Source organism: Pseudomonas sp. NPDC090208 (assembly GCF_044746785.1).
Taxonomy (GTDB): Bacteria; Pseudomonadota; Gammaproteobacteria; order Pseudomonadales; family Pseudomonadaceae; genus Aquipseudomonas.
In genome coordinates, this window is sequence record NZ_JBIVCU010000002.1 from 457,714 (window position 1) to 473,283 (window position 15,570).

The window sequence follows — 15,570 nt, forward strand, 5'->3', positions numbered from 1 at the left end:
CGATTGCCCGGGAAGATGAGGTAGGTCAGTGAAACACTGACCGGCTGCAGCTGTTTTCAGCCCAACCCGTGCTTTGTGGCGAATGGAAAAGCTATGAGTGTGACGCTGGCTCTGGACGCATTTGAAACGGTTAAACGCTTTCCCCTGTCTGCCACGCTCTGGCAGCGTCTGTGTCAATTGGTGGGCCAATTGACCCCTGACGCGCGCCACATGCTGACCTGGCAGATCGTTCATCAACCGCTGGAGCCGGGGCTGGCTGAATGGCTTCGCTGCTCTGTGCTGGCCGATCTGACCAAGGATGCCCAGTGGTATGCCCGGCAAGCCGCCGAAGCCAGCGAGCACTGGCCTGCCGATGCAGTGATGAACCTGCTGGGTCTGGCCTGGCATCATGCGCTGGCCCGTGCGCCGGACCGCACCGTGCTGGCCGAACTGTTGGAAAAAGTCGATGCGCCCAGGCTGCTGCGTTTGCTCGCCCGGCAACTGGAACCGCCAGCCTTGCCGGAAGGGCCACGGGAACAGCGCCCGTTGCGAATCGCCATCTATACCCCGCAATTGGGTAACGAAACCCATGGCAGCACGCTGTTCACGCTCAATGTCATGAGTGCGCTGAGCGAAGACATGGCCGAAGTACAGGCTTTCAGCGCTCAGGAAAACCATATTCCCGCCATCGCCAGCTACCACGGCGGCACCGAATCCCTTGCCCCGGTCGTCGTGCAGCCAGAAACCCTGCGACTCAAGCGGCCCGGCGAGGCGCGCTTCACCCTGACCGATCCGCAGTTCTCGCTGCACCATCGTCTCGCCCAGGCACAGAATGCGATCACCGCCTACGCCCCTGATGTGGTGCTGTTTTCCGGCTTCATGTCGCCCTTGATGTACCGGCTCCACGAGCGTTATCCCACTGTCGGTCTGTCGGTTCATGCGTTGCCACCGCTGGTGCCGGTCGATGTCTGGCTGAGTGCCGAGCCCGAGGCTGCCCGCTATTGGTCAGGCGTGCCGGAACCTGCCGCGCTCGCCTTTCCCTTCCGCTTCTGGCCCAAGGGACAGGCTGAGCCGATTGATCGGGTTTCACTGGGGTTGCCGGCCGACTCCACGCTGCTGATCAGCGTCGGTTACCGGCTTGAAATCGAAATGCCGACACCCTGGATCGAGCGCATGTGTGCCTGGCTGGATCGCCATCCGCAGGTGCACTGGTTGCTGGTGGGCGTGGCCGAGACCGTTCCCATGGACAGCCTGCCGCGCCATGACCGGATTTATCGCGTACCGCCGCAGCCGCAGATCGAGCGATGGCTGGCGGCCAGCGACATCATGATCAACCCGCCACGCGCCGGAGGCGGTGGCGCGGCCGCACTGGCCATGGAACAGGGCGTGCCTGTCCTTGCGCTCAGGGACAGCGATGCCGGTGACAAGCTCGGTCCTTTCGCGGTGGACGATATCGACCGCTACCTGAACACTCTCGATGAATGGGCCGCCAGTCCCGAGCGGCGGCGCGAGGTCGGCGACGCCTTGAGAACCCGTTTCCATCAACGGCTGGATTTCTCTGCAGGCGCTGCCGCTTCCGGGCTGCTGAGCGCGTGCAGGCAAGCCATGCACCGTTTCCAATTGCGAGCTTCGCACCGTGAATGACCGTTACCCAAGCGTCTCGGACGACACCCGCCCCGTGGTGATTTTCGGCAATCTGCGTTCGGCCAGCCTGGCCTGGTACTGCCTGTGCCACGACAGCCCATGGACCGTCGCCGGGTTCACCGTGGATCAGGCTTACATGACGGGTCATAGGTTTGAAGGATTGCCGCTGGTGCCGTTCGAGGAGCTGGAGCGTCATTACCCGCCTGACGACTTTCGACTGCTGATCCCCATGGGCTACCAGCAGATCAACGGTGTGCGCCGGGCGCGTTTCGAGGCCGCGAAAAGGCGCGGTTATACCTTCGTCAATTACATCTCCAGCCGGGCAAGCGTCTGGCCGGACCTGGTGGTGGGCGAAAACGTGCTGATCTACGAGCACGCGATCATCCAGCCATTTGTCCACATCGGCAGCAACAGCATCATCCGCAGCGGCGCGCACGTGTCCCATCACTGCACGATCGCCGACCACGCATTCGTCGCCGCGCAAGTCGCCATGGGTGGCGAAGGCTATGTCGGGGAACAGGCGTTCGTCGGTGTCGGCGCGGTGTTGAGGGACCGTATTGTCCTGGCCGAACGCACCTTTATCGGGGCGGGGGCGGTGGTGCTCAAGGACACAGAAGCCGACGGGCTCTATGTCGGCAATCCCGCGAAAAAAATGCCAAGAACCGCACTGGAAGCATCGGGGGGCTGAATGCAGGTCGGGAAACCGTTTTTCATCAACCTGGCCTGCACGGGTGTGATCCCCACTAGGGCCATGAGCGCCCATGTGCCGCTGAGCCACGACGAAATCCTCGCCGATGTGGCGCAGGCCATCGCGCTGGGCGTACAGATGGTGCACCTGCATGCGCGTGACGAGGAGGGCGTGCAAACTGCGGATCCTCAGCCCTATGGCCGCCTGATCGAAGCGATTCGCGCCCTGCCGCAAGGCCGGCAACTGATCGTCGGCGTCACTACCAGTGGCCGTCTGGACGCCGGTTTCGAGGCCCGTTCACGGGTACTGGCACTGGACGGTGATGCCCGGCCGGACATGGCCAGCCTGACCTTGAGTTCGCTGAACTTCGCTCAGTCCGCCAGCATCAATGCGCCGGACACCATTCGTCGACTGGCCGCGCGCATGGCCGAGTGCGGCATCAAGCCGGAGCTGGAAATCTTCGACGCCGGAATGGCGAACTTCGCCAACGTGCTGCTCAAGGAAGGGCTGCTGCAACCGCCGGTGTATGCCAACGTGCTGCTGGGCAACGTTGCCGGCGCCCAGGCGGACTTGTTGCAACTGGCGGCGATCCTGGCGGCGCTGCCCGTCGACAGCATCGTCGGCATCGCCGGGCTTGGCCGCTTTCAGTTGGCGGCCAACGGGCTTGGCTTGCTGGCGGCCGACGGTGTGAGGGTGGGGCTGGAAGACAATCTCTGGTTCGACCAGCAACGAACCATACCCGCGTCCAATCGCCAGTTGATCGAACGGGTGCTCGCCCAGGCCGCGTTGTTCGAGCGGCCGCTGCTTGACCGCGCCGCTCTCAGGGAACGTTTGGGGATCGCACGTTGAACGACGATTTCATCGTATTCGGTGCGCCCGATATCGGCGACGCGGAGATCCGCGAAGTGCTCGACACGCTGCATTCGGGATGGCTGGGCACCGGGCCGAAGGTGGCCGAATTCGAGCGGCGCTTTGCCGAGTTCAAGGGCGTCGAACCCGAGCGGGTGGTCGCGCTCAATTCCTGCACCGCGGCGCTGCATCTGAGCCTGGTGGCGGCCGGGATCGGGCCGGGTGACGAGGTCATTACGTCACCGCTGACGTTCTGCGCCACCGTCAATGCCATCCTGCATGTGGGCGCGCGCCCGGTGCTGGTGGATGTCGATCCGCTGACCATGAATCTGGACCCGAACGGCCTGGAAGCCTGTATCACTGCGCGTACCAAGGCGGTGCTGCCGGTGCATTTCGCCGGACTGCCGTGCGCCATGAGCGAGATTCTGGCCATCGCCCGGCGTCACCGGCTGATCGTGATCGAAGACTGTGCGCATGCGATCGAAGCGTCTTATAGAGGCCGCCCCGTCGGAACCCTGGGTGATTTCGGTTGTTTCAGTTTCTACGCAACCAAGAACATGACCACCGGCGAAGGCGGCATGCTGCTGGCGCAAGACCCGGAGCACGCTGGGCGCATTCGCAGGCTTGCCCTGCATGGCATGACCCGTGACGCCTGGAAGCGCTTTTCCGATCAAGGCTACGCGCACTATCAGGTCGTCGAGGCCGGATTCAAATACAACATGATGGATCTGCAGGCCGCCATCGGCATCCACCAACTGGCGAGGGTCAGCGACGGCTGGCCGCATCGCGAGAGGATCTGGAACCACTATCGCGAGGCGTTCAGCCATCAGCCGGTGATCCTGCCGCCTCAGCCTCCTGCTCACGTCCGTCACGCCTATCACCTGTTCACCCTGCAGATGGACGTTGATCAGGGCGCGGTGACGCGCGACACATTCATCGAGCGCATGACCCGCGCCGGAATCGGGGTGGGCGTGCACTATCTGGCGTTGGGCGAGCATCCCTACTATCAGCAGCACCTCGGCTGGCGTCCCGAAGACACGCCGCACGCGACCGCCATTGGTCGACGCACGGTGAGCCTGCCATTGAGCCCGGTGCTGACCGACGAGCAGGTCCGGCGGATCGTGGAGGCGGTGCAGGAGCATGTCCGGGCAATCTGACCGGCAGGCCATTCACCGTGTCGCGTCGAAAGAGCAGGTCAAAAAAACCGGCCACAAGGGCCGGTTTTTTCGAGCGTGCGCACGTCAATCGTCGAAGTCGTGCCAGCCGCCCATTTCCTTCCAGCGGTTGACGATGCCGCAGAACAGCTCGGCCGTCTTCTCGGTATCGTAGCGGGCCGAATGCGCCTCGCGGCCGTCGAAGTCGATGTCTGCTGACTGGCAGGCTTTGGCCAACACGGTCTGACCGTAGGCCAGACCAGCCAGGGTGGCGGTGTCGAAGCTGGAGAACGGATGAAACGGGTTGCGTTTCATGTCCAGACGCGCCACGGCGGCGTTGAGGAAGCCCAGGTCGAAACTGGCGTTGTGGCCGACCAGGATCGCCCGCTTGCAGCCGTTGGCTTTCAGGGCCTTGCGCACGCCACGGAAGATATCCGTGAGCGCGGTTTCTTCACTGACGGCCATGCGCAACGGGTGATCGAGCTTGATCCCGGTGAACTCCAGCGCTGCCGGTTCGATGTTGGCGCCTTCGAACGGTTCGACCCGGAAGAAGTAGGTGTGCTCGGGGAACACGAAGCCTTTTTCGTCCATGCCGATAGTGGTCGCGGCGATTTCCAGCAAGGCATCGGTGGCCGCATTGAAGCCGCCGGTCTCTACGTCGACGACGACCGGCAGGTAACCGCGGAAACGCGCTGCCATCGGATGTCTGGAGCCGGTACCGCCGCCAGAGCCTTCCAGGTCGTCATCGTATTGGTCTTCACTCACGCGTTTTCCTCCAGCAGGCGCCAGCGCAGTTTCTCTCCGGCGCGCAGCGGGATGACAGACAGCTCGCCGAACGGCAGGCTGGCAGGCGCAGTCCATTCTTCGCGGACCAGCGTGATGGTGTCGGTGTTGACCGGCAGACCGTAGAACGCCGGGCCGTTACGGCTGGCGAAACCTTCCAGCTTGTCCAGCGCGTTGCGCTGTTCGAAGGCTTCGGCATACAACTCGATGGCGGCGTAGGCGGTGTAGCAGCCGGCACAACCGCAAGCGGCTTCCTTGGCATGCTGGGCGTGCGGTGCCGAGTCGGTACCGAGGAAGAACTTGCTACTGCCGCTGGTGGCGGCGTCGAGCAGGGCGACCTGGTGCGTGTTGCGCTTGAGGATCGGCAGGCAATAGAAGTGCGGGCGAATACCGCCGACCAGCATGTGGTTGCGGTTATACAGCAAGTGGTGGGCGGTGATCGTCGCACCGACGTTGTCCGAAGCTTCGCGCACGAACTGCACGGCGTCGGAGGTAGTGATGTGTTCGAATACCACTTTCAGCGTCGGGAAACGCTCGACCACACGGCGCATATGCTCGTCGATGAAGATCTTTTCGCGGTCGAACACGTCGATGTCGCCACGGGTAACTTCACCGTGGATCAGCAGCGGCATGCCGACTTCGGCCATGGCTTCCAGCACCGGGAAGATCTTGTCGATGCTGGTCACGCCGGAATCGGAGTTGGTGGTGGCACCGGCCGGGTACAGCTTGGCCGCGTGCACGAAGCCGCTGGCCTTGGCGGCACGGATGTCCGCAGGCTGAGTCAGATCGGTGAGGTAAAGCACCATCAGCGGGTCGAAACGGCTGCCTTGCGGGCGCGCGGCGAGGATGCGCTGGCGATAGGCATCAGCTTCCTGCGCGTTGCGTACCGGCGGCACGAGGTTCGGCATGATGATGGCGCGGCCAAAAGTGCGCGCTACGTCAGCGACGGTGTGGGGCAGAACGGCGCCATCACGAAGATGGATATGCCAGTCGTCGGGGCGCAGGAGGGTCAGGCGTTCGGACATTGGGGATTCCAGGCGGGCAAACTCGCTGGGAATGCTACCGGAAAAGACTCTTGCAGGCACTCGCTATCAAGTTTTGCGACAACTAACCGATAGCCACGTGTAGGCGATAAATTTTGTAACGCCGTGAATTCTTGTGGAGCCTGCCGTGCGCCAGCGATATCTAGCCCTCCTCAGTGTGTTTGCCAGCCTGCCGGCGATGGCGCTCACGTTCCAGACCCGTCTGGAGAACATCGAGTGGAAGGTAGAAGGCGATCAGTTCGAGTGCCGTCTGAGTCAGCCGATCACCGATTTCGGTACCGGTGAGTTCGTTCGTCGCGCCGGCGAGCAGGCGACTTTCCGACTGAAGACCACTGCCTACAGCCTCGGTCCCGGTTCGGCGACGTTGATTGCTGCCGCCGCCCCGTGGCAGCCGGGGCGGGGCGACGTCAATCTGGGTGCGGTGAAGGTCGGCAACGGCGAGATTCCGTTCAATTCCAGCCAAGCCCAGGCCGGGCGTCTGATCAGTGGCCTGATGGAAGGGCGTAGCCCGGTGATCCGGCATTTTTCCCGTGACAGCGGCGGGCCGATGGAAGTGCGTCTGCTGCCGGTGAAGTTCAACAAGGCCTATGCGGATTTCCAGCTGTGCACCGCCAAGCTGCTACCCATGAACTTCGAGCAGGTCCGTCAGGCCGAGATCGGCTTTCCCGGTGGCGGCATTGATCTGGACGCACAGGCCAAGCGTCGGCTGGATACGGTGCTGGCGTACATGAAGGCTGATCCGACGGTCAATCGCGTCGAACTGGACGGCCACTCCGACAACAGCGGCAATCGCCTGACCAACCGTGACCTGTCGCGCCGTCGGGCGCTGTCGGTCATGGATTACCTCAAGGCCAATGGCGTGCCGGAAGAGCAGATCACCGTGCGCTTCCACGGTGAACAGTATCCGCTGGTACCCAATACCAATAACGCCAACCGCGCACGTAACCGGCGAGTGAATATCCATCTGGATCGCGTGGCCGAGCAGAAACCGCTCGTCGCACCGACGCCCGCTGCCGCACCGGCTCCGGCGCCGACACCTGCGCCAACCGCCCCCGCATCGACACCGGCACCCGCCGCGTCGGGCCCTGCGTCTGCGCCCGCCGCGCCGAAAGCACCGTCTGCCGCCCCGGGCGTGGCCGTGCCGAAAACCTCATAACCCATTCGGGTCGTAGATCCGACAGCTTTTGTCGCTTCATCGTCAGAAGCTGTCGCGCCACTGTAAATCCAACGCTTTGACCGGTAGAATCAGCGGTTTTCCGTACAACGCGTTGGAGTGATGGCATGGCGGACGTAAACAAGGTAGTTCTCGCGTATTCCGGTGGCCTGGATACTTCGGTAATCCTCAAGTGGCTGCAAGATACGTACAACTGCGAAGTGGTGACTTTCACCGCTGACCTGGGTCAGGGCGAAGAAGTCGAGCCAGCACGCGCCAAGGCGCAGGCCATGGGCGTCAAAGAGATCTACATCGACGACCTGCGCGAAGAATTCGTGCGTGACTTCGTTTACCCGATGTTCCGCGCCAACACTGTCTACGAAGGCGAGTACCTGCTGGGTACCTCCATCGCGCGTCCGCTGATCGCCAAGCGTCTGATCGAAATCGCCAACGAAACCGGCGCCGACGCCATTTCCCACGGCGCAACCGGCAAGGGTAACGACCAGGTCCGCTTTGAGCTGGGTGCCTACGCGCTCAAGCCAGGCGTGAAAGTCATTGCACCATGGCGTGAGTGGGACTTGCTGTCCCGCGAGAAGCTGATGGACTACGCCGAAAAGCATGGCATCCCGATCGAGCGCCACGGCAAGAAGAAGTCGCCGTACTCCATGGACGCCAACCTGCTGCACATCTCCTATGAAGGCGGCGTGCTGGAAGACACCTGGACCGAGCATGAAGAAGACATGTGGCGCTGGACCGTTTCGCCTGAAAACGCTCCGGACAAGCCGCAGTACCTGGAACTGACCTACCGCAACGGCGACATCGTTGCGCTGGACGGCGTGGAAATGACCCCGGCCACCGTACTGGCGACCCTGAACCGCATCGGTGGCGAGCACGGCATCGGTCGTCTGGACATCGTCGAAAACCGTTACGTCGGCATGAAGTCCCGTGGCTGCTACGAGACCCCTGGCGGCACCATCATGCTCAAGGCTCACCGCGCCATCGAGTCGATCACGCTGGACCGCGAAGTCGCTCACCTGAAAGACGAGCTGATGCCGAAATACGCCAGCCTGATCTACACCGGCTACTGGTGGAGCCCTGAGCGTCTGATGCTGCAACAGATGATCGATGCGTCGCAGGCTCATGTGAACGGTGTCGTGCGTCTGAAACTGTACAAAGGCAATGTGATCGTGACCGGTCGCAAGTCCGACGATTCGCTGTTCGATGCCAACATCGCGACGTTCGAAGAAGACGGCGGTGCCTATAACCAGGCGGACGCAGCGGGCTTCATCAAGCTCAACGCGCTGCGCATGCGTATCGCGGCAAACAAGAACCGCAAGCTGTTCTGATGTAGTTCATGTGTAAGGTGCAGCCACTTCGGGGCTGCACCTTGTTCATTCTGTCGGCTCGGCCGATTCTGCTGTATCCCTTCTCTTTTATCTGATCCCGGTAACCGGACATGCCTTTGCAGGACTGTGCAATGGGCCAGACGTTTATTCCTCTGTCATATTCTCTGTGTCGGATATCACGTCTGCCGAATGTTCCTTTTTCTGTGGATTTTTGAACTCGAAGCGATAAGCCTTACCGATATTCCAGATGTCTCGCACACCCAGATCCAATAACTGGGCAATCTCCGGCACCGTGTAGCCCAGCGTCGAGTAATGCATGGCATGACCGGCAATGACATCGTCGACCGTAGCCACTTCCCGACTGCGCGCTGAACGTAGTCCCCGGACGGGGCGGCTGTAGAGAATTTTCAGGCCGTTTTCGCTGGCCAGGCGCTTGATCTCCTTACGGTTCATACGCAACGAATATTGCAGTGCGGAAACCCCGGCGCCCTTGGCAACCAGCCCCTTGAGCTGCTCCAGCTTGGCGTACATCTGTGCCTCGTGATCGGGCTCGATGGCGAGTTCTACGGCAAGCTCCGCGGATTCACCTTCAGGGACTACATCGATGACGCCGCCCTGGGCGAAAAACTGTTCTACAGCGTCGGCCAATTCCTGATGTTCTCTATGACTGGCGGCTGAAGAAACCCCTGTTTTTTTATTCATGGTTTATTCCTTTTGAACATGTTGATATACAGGGTCTGAAAAAGACCGAAACGCCCGTTCAAAAAACTTCCATGCACCGGTCGAGACTATCTTGAGGCGGCAGATATCCTGCTCGCGCTTGAAATCCAGGCAAGGAGTACTTAACAGCATTAGCAACAGAGGCTGATAAAAATAGATAGCCGATGTTGGTGCCAACGGTTGGGCAATTGACTGACGAAAAAAGTAACGATTGGTAATAGGATTTGCAAGTAAAAAATAAAAAACAGCTCTCTTGTTTCTTTTGGTTTTTTTAGTTGTTTTTGGCGAGGTCGTAATAGTCTGTTAGTTCTGTAGTATTTTTCTGCTTTGTCCAAAGTTGGCTAGATTAAATATAAGTGATGGTATTACGTGAAGGTCGGACGAGCTCGAAAAAACGAATGAGGCGGTCATTTTCCGGTTTTCAGATTTTTCGCGATATGCCGCCCTGACCGTTTTTTTTTAGCGGGCCGGTGGTCGGGAGGCAGCATGGCGTCTTGCGTAGCGTCTCGCATTGCAGCGACAGAGATGGTTCCGAAATTTCTGTAGGTTTTTTCTTGTAATAAATATGTATGAAAAAAATCTTGCGTGTGTGTGTAGTTTTTCAACGACGGACTGCAAATCGCTGTGAGCTGGCGGTTGGCAACATTTTTTGATTGTTGTCTTCTGGTGGGTGGGCAGGATGTGCTTATCCTGAAGCAGGCACGGTCAATGGAGCGGAGTCGATCAGTTTGCGGTTTCCGAATTCAAGAGCGGGTGTTTGCGAGGAGAAACAATGTTTCGATCCTGACCACCTGTCGAGACGAATAGTCCTATCAGGTCTTTTGTTGGCGGACAGGCGTATTGTAATAATGAATTTCCGAAATACCGGCTCAACCGACCCTGTCTTCTTGTATGGAGCATGTCGTTGTATTTGGGCGAGCAAGCCCATGAAATGTATCGGTCGAGCAGTTGAACAGGCAGGATTTGTAGGAAATTTCTGTTGGTTAAGTGGGAAAGGTCTTTGCCTGCTAGTCCATAGGGAGGAGCGCCATGCAAAGCACTAAACGACTAAGCTATTGTGCGGGCTCTGAAATTCGAACAGTAAAAAATTGGACTGCTCATGAATAAAGTGTTGATCGTGGATGATCACCCTGTCATTCGGCTCGCCGTACGCATGTTGATGGAGCGCCATGGCTATGAGGTCGTCGCCGAAACGGATAATGGCGTGGATGCATTGCAGCTGGCCCGCGAGCATCTCCCGGACATTGTCATTCTGGACATCGGTATCCCGAAGCTGGACGGCCTTGAGGTCATTGCCCGTCTGTCGGCGATGACCTTGCCTTTCAGGGTACTGATCCTGACTTCCCAGGCGCCAGGGCATTTCTCGATGAGGTGCATGCAAGCCGGCGCTGCGGGGTATGTCTGCAAGCAGCAGGACCTTACCGAGCTATTGAGTGCCATCAAGGCCGTTCTGTCCGGGTACAGCTATTTTCCCAATCAGGCGTTGCATACGGTGCGTTCCAGCCTGGGTAATGCCAGCGAAGCGGAGATGGTGGACCGTCTGTCCGGGCGCGAAATGATGGTGTTGCAGCAGCTTGCGCGAGGCAAGACGAACAAGGAGATCGCGGACAGCATGTTTCTCAGCAACAAGACCGTCAGTACTTACAAGACGCGGCTGTTGCTGAAACTCAATGCCCACTCGCTGGTGGATCTGATCGAGCTGGCACAGCGTAACGGATTGGTCTAGAGAAGGGACGGGGACGCTATCGCAGCGGGGATTTTGCTTTATGGGCGTCCGCGATGGGTTCGAATCTACAGGCTGAAGCCTCTCAGGTTATCGAGAGGCTTCGAACCGTTCATTTGGGGATTACAGGTCGAAGTCGTAATCTGCCAATTGCTTCTGCAGGCGGCGTTCTTCCAGCAGGTTGTCGATGGTGCGGCGCTTGCTCAAATTGGTCTTGGCGGTTTCTACAGGCACTTGTGCGGCTTCATCAGAGTCTCCGCTGACGAAATCATCATCAACGTCCATCTGCTCTTTGTCAGTGCTCATACAGTTGACTCCAGACTTAGGCTGTCATTGGCGCACCTTATAGCGACAAACTTCGATGGGGTAAAAAAGATTTTTTCAATCGATCGGATCGAAAAATATCTATTGCTCAATCGTCAGAGGTTTTCTGCTTGTATTCGCACAAGTCTTCTATTCGGCAGCTACCGCAGCGGGGCTTGCGGGCGATGCAGACGTAGCGTCCGTGCAGAATCAGCCAGTGATGCGCATCGAGCAGATAGTCCTTGGGCACAAACTTCATCAGCTTGTTTTCCACTTCCACCACGTTCTTGCCCGGGGCAATTCCTGTCCGGTTGCTGACCCGGAAGATGTGGGTATCGACCGCCATCGCCAGTTGGCGGAATGCCGTGTTGAGCACGACGTTGGCGGTTTTGCGTCCTACACCTGGCAGCGCTTCGAGGGCTTCGCGGGTCTGCGGAACCTCGCCGCCGTGTAGTTCCACCAGCAGGCGGCAGGTCTCGATGACGTTTTTCGCCTTGCTGTTGTACAGGCCGATGGTCTTGATGTACTCCGACAGGCCTTCCACACCCAGGTCGTAGATGGCCTGGGGCGTGTTGGCAACCGGGTAGAGGCGGGCAGTGGCCTTGTTGACGCTGACGTCGGTGGCCTGAGCGGACAGGATGACCGCAATCAACAACTCGAAAGGGTTGCTGTAAGACAACTCGGTCTTTGGATCAGGATTGTCCTCGTGAAGGCGACGAAAAATCTCCAGACGTTTTGCTGCATTCATGAGGTGTGCTTTTCCTTCAAGACGGTCGGGTCGAGTCTCACGGCTCCGGTCGCTTGTATGTCAGGTGTTTGCCGCCAATTCAAGCGCTTTCAGGGTCTGTTCGGCTTCAGCGACTTCGGCAGTCAGCGTGGTGATCTGCTCGGGGCTCGCGTCGTTCGCCTGGGCCTTGTTCAGCGCTGCACGGCGCATCGCCAGCTGGATTTTCGCCCGGTTGAACGCCGCCTTGTCGAACGGGGCCGACGTACTGGCAGGTGTGGCCGTAGCCGTGTCTGGCGCCTGGTTTTGCAGCGCGGCGAGTGCCTGTTCGGCTTTCTCGAATTCGTTCTGCAACTGGGCCAGTTGCGCAGCCTGCTCTGCCGTTGGCGGATGGCCGAATGCCTTGAGCGAGCGATTCAACTGGGCGCGGGTCATGGTGACATTGACCCGTGCCTGTTTCAGGCCCGCGTCGGAGTCGGCGGCTTTCTGCTCACGTACCCGCGCCAGCGCAGCCTGTACCGGATCCACCGGCGTGGCGGTCTCGATTGCAGGGCGCTGTTGACGCGACAGACGGCTGGCCTGGCGTTGCTGTTCCTCACGTTGCAGGCGGGCGTTGCGTGCTTCGAAACGTTGTCTGGCGTGGTCGCGTCTTGCGGAACGAGCTGCTCGCTGTGAGTCGTCGAGTGTCATTCCGGCCACGATGGGCACCACTGTCGGAGGCAGGGGCAACATGTCAATGCAATCGACCGGGCAAGGCGCAATACACAGGTCGCAGCCAGTGCATTCATCGGCGATCACGGTGTGCATGAGCTTGGCGGCGCCGACAATGGCGTCGACCGGGCAGGCTTGAATGCATTTGGTGCAGCCGATGCATTCGGCTTCGCGGATGAAGGCGACTTGTGGCGGGGCGGTGCCGCGTTCGGTGTCCAGTGGCAAGGCCACTACGTTCAGCAGGCGCGCCAACGCTGCGATGGTTTCATCGCTACCTGGCGGGCATTTGTTGATGGCTTCGCCGCCGGCAATGCCTTCGGCGTACGGCTTGCAGCCGGCATGGCCGCACTTGCCGCATTGGGTTTGCGGCAGCAGTGCGTCGATACGTTGGATGAGGGTCATGCTTTGATCCGGCCGACGCCCCACAAGGAGCGTCGGCCAACACGTTTACTTGATGCGCTGGCCCGGCTTGGCGCCGCTGTCAGGGCTGAGCAGGTAGATTTCTTCACCGCCGGGGCCGGCGGCCATCACCATGCCTTCGGAGATCCCGAAGCGCATTTTCCGTGGTTTGAGGTTGGCGATCATCATGGTCAGACGGCCTTCCAGCTCCGCCGGGTTCGGGTACGCGCTCTTGATGCCGGAGAACACGTTGCGCTTCTCGTCACCGATGTCCAGGGTCAGGCGCAGCAGCTTGTCGGCACCTTCGACGTGCTCGGCCTTTTCGATCAGCGCCACGCGCAGGTCGATGGCGGCAAAGGCGTCGAACTCGATTTCCGGCGACAGCGGATCCTTGGCCAGTTCGCCATTGCCCTGTGGTGCGGCGCCGGTATCGGTGGCGCTGGCAGCCAGGTCTTCTTTCGAGGCGTTGGTCATGGCTTCCACTTTGGCCGGGTCGATACGGGTCATCAGGGCCCGGAACGGATTCAACTGATGGTTGCCGAGCAGGGTCAGGTGGTCGTCCCAGGTCAGCGGCGCGACATTGAGGAACTGTTCGGCATCGGCGGCCAGGTTCGGCAGCACCGGCTTGAGGAAGATCACCAGTTGACGGAACAGGTTGACGCCCAGCGCGCAGATCGCCTGGACTTCGTCCTGTTTGCCTTCCTGCTTGGCCAGCGACCACGGTGCCTTGTCGGCGATCCAGGCGTTGGCGCGGTCGGCCAGGGCCATGATTTCACGCATGGCGCGGGCAAAGTCGCGGCCTTCATAGGCTTCGGCGATGCTCGGCGCGGCGGCGAGGAAGGCGTCGGTCAATTCCGGCGCGGCGTTGCCGGCAACCAGCACGCCAGCGTTGCCCTTATGGATGAAGCCGGCGCAGCGGCTGGCGATGTTGACCACCTTGCCGATCAGGTCGGAGTTGACCTTCTGCACGAAGTCTTCGAGGTTCAGGTCGAGGTCGTCGACACCACGGCTCAGCTTGGCAGCGTAGTAGTAGCGCAGGTATTCCGGCGACAGGTGCTCAAGGTAGGTCCGCGCCTTGATGAAGGTGCCACGGGACTTCGACATTTTCTGGCCGTTGACGGTCAGGTAGCCGTGGACGTTGATGCCGCTCGGTTTGCGGAAGCCCGAGCCTTCGAGCATCGCCGGCCAGAACAGGGCGTGGAAGTTGACGATGTCCTTGCCGATGAAGTGGTACAGCTCGGTGCTGGAATCCTTGTTCCAGAACGCATCGAAATCCAGTTCCGGGCGACGGGCGCAGAGGTTCTTGAAGCTGGCCATGTAGCCGATCGGCGCGTCCAGCCAGACGTAGAAGTACTTGCCCGGCTCGTCAGGGATTTCGAAGCCGAAATACGGCGCATCGCGGGAGATGTCCCACTGTTGCAGGCCGGAATCCAGCCATTCGGCGATCTTGTTCGCGACGGCGTCTTGCAGGGTGCCGCTGCGGGTCCAGCCTTTGAGCATGGCGTCGAAGGCCGGCAGGTCGAAGAAGAAATGCTTGGAATCCTTGAGCACTGGGGTAGCACCGGAAATTGCCGATTTCGGGTCTTTCAGGTCGGTCGGTGCATAGGTGGCGCCGCATTTTTCGCAGTTGTCGCCGTACTGGTCTTCAGTGCCGCATTTCGGGCAGGTGCCCTTGATGAAGCGGTCGGCCAGGAACATTTTCTTTTCCGGGTCGAAATACTGGGTCACCGAACGCGTGGCGATATGCCCGGCATCACGCAGACGGGTGTAGATCAGGCTCGACAGCTCACGGTTTTCTTCGGCGTGGGTCGAATGGAAGTTGTCGAAGTCCACCAGGAAGTCGGCAAAGTCGGCGCTGTGTTCGGCCTGGACGTTGGCGATCAGTTGTTCCGGGGTGATGCCTTCCTTCTCCGCGCGCAGCATGATCGCCGAACCGTGGGCATCGTCCGCACACACATAGATGCACTGATTGCCGCGGTGCTTCTGGAAACGCACCCACATGTCGGTCTGGATGTACTCGAGCATGTGGCCAAGGTGGATGGAACCATTGGCATAGGGCAGGGCGCTGGTGACGAGGATCTTGCGTGGCTCGGACATGGGGCTCGGCTACTTTGAAGTGAAACGGAGGTCGGCCACTATAAAGCTCCGGCGGTTTTTTTTCATCCCGCAGATGAGCAGCGGCTGGCAGGACAAAACAGCAATACCTGTCCGATGCAAGACCTGTAGGAGCTGGTTTGCCCTGCGAGCGGCGACGAAGTCGTCGTAAATCCGGACGGCCCGGTGTGTCAGGTGCACCGCATGCACAGGTTTTACGACGGGTTCCCCGCCGCTCGCAGGGCAAGCCAGCTCCT

General features: G+C 60.1%; 14 protein-coding genes. 7 read left to right on the forward strand and 7 right to left on the reverse strand.

What is annotated here, in order from left to right; all coding sequences use genetic code 11:
* Window positions 1-93: 93 nt before the first annotated feature.
* Genes ACIPL0_RS05115 through ACIPL0_RS05130 form a run of 4 tightly spaced genes read left to right on the forward strand, consistent with a single transcriptional unit; the run spans window position 94 to window position 4,317 of the window.
* Window positions 94-1,623: a hypothetical protein gene (locus ACIPL0_RS05115; RefSeq protein ID WP_400592803.1), complete on the forward strand. Its 1,530-nt coding sequence runs from the start codon at window positions 94-96 to the stop codon at window positions 1,621-1,623.
* Complete coding sequence (locus ACIPL0_RS05120) at window positions 1,616-2,311, forward strand: acetyltransferase (RefSeq protein ID WP_400592801.1); 696 nt, start codon at window positions 1,616-1,618, stop codon at window positions 2,309-2,311. The genes ACIPL0_RS05115 and ACIPL0_RS05120 overlap by 8 nt, the downstream gene beginning before the upstream one ends.
* Window positions 2,312-3,160 (forward strand): 3-keto-5-aminohexanoate cleavage protein, encoded by an 849-nt coding sequence (locus ACIPL0_RS05125; protein ID WP_400592798.1) that lies wholly within the window; start codon window positions 2,312-2,314, stop codon window positions 3,158-3,160.
* A complete protein-coding gene (locus ACIPL0_RS05130) occupies window positions 3,157-4,317 on the forward strand; it encodes a DegT/DnrJ/EryC1/StrS family aminotransferase (protein ID WP_400592795.1) in 1,161 nt (386 codons plus the stop codon). The genes ACIPL0_RS05125 and ACIPL0_RS05130 overlap by 4 nt, the downstream gene beginning before the upstream one ends.
* A gap of 84 nt (window positions 4,318-4,401) precedes the next feature.
* On the opposite strand, the gene rnt is transcribed toward ACIPL0_RS05130, so the two are convergent.
* Window positions 4,402-5,079 (reverse strand): ribonuclease T, encoded by a 678-nt coding sequence (gene rnt / locus ACIPL0_RS05135; RefSeq protein ID WP_400592793.1) that lies wholly within the window; start codon window positions 5,077-5,079, stop codon window positions 4,402-4,404.
* The gene (gene pyrC, locus ACIPL0_RS05140; protein WP_400592790.1) at window positions 5,076-6,122 is read right to left on the reverse strand and encodes a dihydroorotase; all 1,047 of its coding nucleotides are present in this window, start codon (window positions 6,120-6,122) and stop codon (window positions 5,076-5,078) included. The genes rnt and pyrC overlap by 4 nt, the downstream gene beginning before the upstream one ends.
* Window positions 6,123-6,267: 145 nt before the next feature.
* Between pyrC and ACIPL0_RS05145 the strand changes: the two genes are divergently transcribed.
* Window positions 6,268-7,296 carry an OmpA family protein gene (locus ACIPL0_RS05145; RefSeq protein ID WP_400592788.1) on the forward strand — a complete coding sequence of 343 codons (1,029 nt, stop codon included), beginning with the start codon at window positions 6,268-6,270 and terminating at the stop codon, window positions 7,294-7,296.
* Between the two features lie 125 nt (window positions 7,297-7,421).
* On the forward strand, window positions 7,422-8,639 hold the full coding sequence (locus ACIPL0_RS05150; RefSeq protein ID WP_400592785.1) for an argininosuccinate synthase: 1,218 nt from the start codon (window positions 7,422-7,424) through the stop codon (window positions 8,637-8,639).
* Between the two features lie 144 nt (window positions 8,640-8,783).
* On the opposite strand, the gene ACIPL0_RS05155 is transcribed toward ACIPL0_RS05150, so the two are convergent.
* Complete coding sequence (locus ACIPL0_RS05155; RefSeq protein WP_400592782.1) at window positions 8,784-9,341, reverse strand: hypothetical protein; 558 nt, start codon at window positions 9,339-9,341, stop codon at window positions 8,784-8,786.
* 1,117 nt (window positions 9,342-10,458) lie between these two features.
* Here ACIPL0_RS05155 and ACIPL0_RS05160 point away from each other — a divergent pair.
* The gene (locus tag ACIPL0_RS05160) at window positions 10,459-11,085 is read left to right on the forward strand and encodes a response regulator (RefSeq protein WP_400592779.1); all 627 of its coding nucleotides are present in this window, start codon (window positions 10,459-10,461) and stop codon (window positions 11,083-11,085) included.
* Between the two features lie 120 nt (window positions 11,086-11,205).
* Here ACIPL0_RS05160 and ACIPL0_RS05165 read toward each other — a convergent pair whose 3' ends face one another.
* The 4 genes from ACIPL0_RS05165 to metG form a co-directional block, all read right to left on the reverse strand.
* Window positions 11,206-11,388, reverse strand: coding sequence for a PA3496 family putative envelope integrity protein (locus ACIPL0_RS05165; RefSeq protein WP_400592776.1), 183 nt, complete (start codon window positions 11,386-11,388; stop codon window positions 11,206-11,208).
* Window positions 11,389-11,494: 106 nt separating this feature from the next.
* Window positions 11,495-12,133 (reverse strand): endonuclease III, encoded by a 639-nt coding sequence (gene nth / locus ACIPL0_RS05170; RefSeq protein WP_400592773.1) that lies wholly within the window; start codon window positions 12,131-12,133, stop codon window positions 11,495-11,497.
* A gap of 60 nt (window positions 12,134-12,193) precedes the next feature.
* The gene (gene rsxB / locus ACIPL0_RS05175) at window positions 12,194-13,222 is read right to left on the reverse strand and encodes an electron transport complex subunit RsxB (protein ID WP_400592771.1); all 1,029 of its coding nucleotides are present in this window, start codon (window positions 13,220-13,222) and stop codon (window positions 12,194-12,196) included.
* A 45-nt stretch (window positions 13,223-13,267) separates the two neighbouring features.
* Window positions 13,268-15,316, reverse strand: coding sequence for a methionine--tRNA ligase (metG, locus tag ACIPL0_RS05180; protein WP_400592768.1), 2,049 nt, complete (start codon window positions 15,314-15,316; stop codon window positions 13,268-13,270).
* Between the last annotated feature and the right edge of the window lie 254 nt (window positions 15,317-15,570).

Bases quoted from the DNA above. Each gene is read 5' to 3' on its own strand.
- ACIPL0_RS05115 (WP_400592803.1), top strand. From the start codon at position 94: ATGAGTGTGACGCTGGCTCTGGACGCATTTGAAACGGTTAAACGCTTT.
- metG (WP_400592768.1), bottom strand. From the start codon at position 15,316: ATGTCCGAGCCACGCAAGATCCTCGTCACCAGCGCCCTGCCCTATGCC.
- pyrC (WP_400592790.1), bottom strand. From the start codon at position 6,122: ATGTCCGAACGCCTGACCCTCCTGCGCCCCGACGACTGGCATATCCAT.
- rsxB (WP_400592771.1), bottom strand. From the start codon at position 13,222: ATGACCCTCATCCAACGTATCGACGCACTGCTGCCGCAAACCCAATGC.
- ACIPL0_RS05160 (WP_400592779.1), top strand. From the start codon at position 10,459: ATGAATAAAGTGTTGATCGTGGATGATCACCCTGTCATTCGGCTCGCC.
- ACIPL0_RS05150 (WP_400592785.1), top strand. From the start codon at position 7,422: ATGGCGGACGTAAACAAGGTAGTTCTCGCGTATTCCGGTGGCCTGGAT.
- nth (WP_400592773.1), bottom strand. From the start codon at position 12,133: ATGAATGCAGCAAAACGTCTGGAGATTTTTCGTCGCCTTCACGAGGAC.
- ACIPL0_RS05155 (WP_400592782.1), bottom strand. From the start codon at position 9,341: ATGAATAAAAAAACAGGGGTTTCTTCAGCCGCCAGTCATAGAGAACAT.
- ACIPL0_RS05165 (WP_400592776.1), bottom strand. From the start codon at position 11,388: ATGAGCACTGACAAAGAGCAGATGGACGTTGATGATGATTTCGTCAGC.
- ACIPL0_RS05125 (WP_400592798.1), top strand. From the start codon at position 2,312: ATGCAGGTCGGGAAACCGTTTTTCATCAACCTGGCCTGCACGGGTGTG.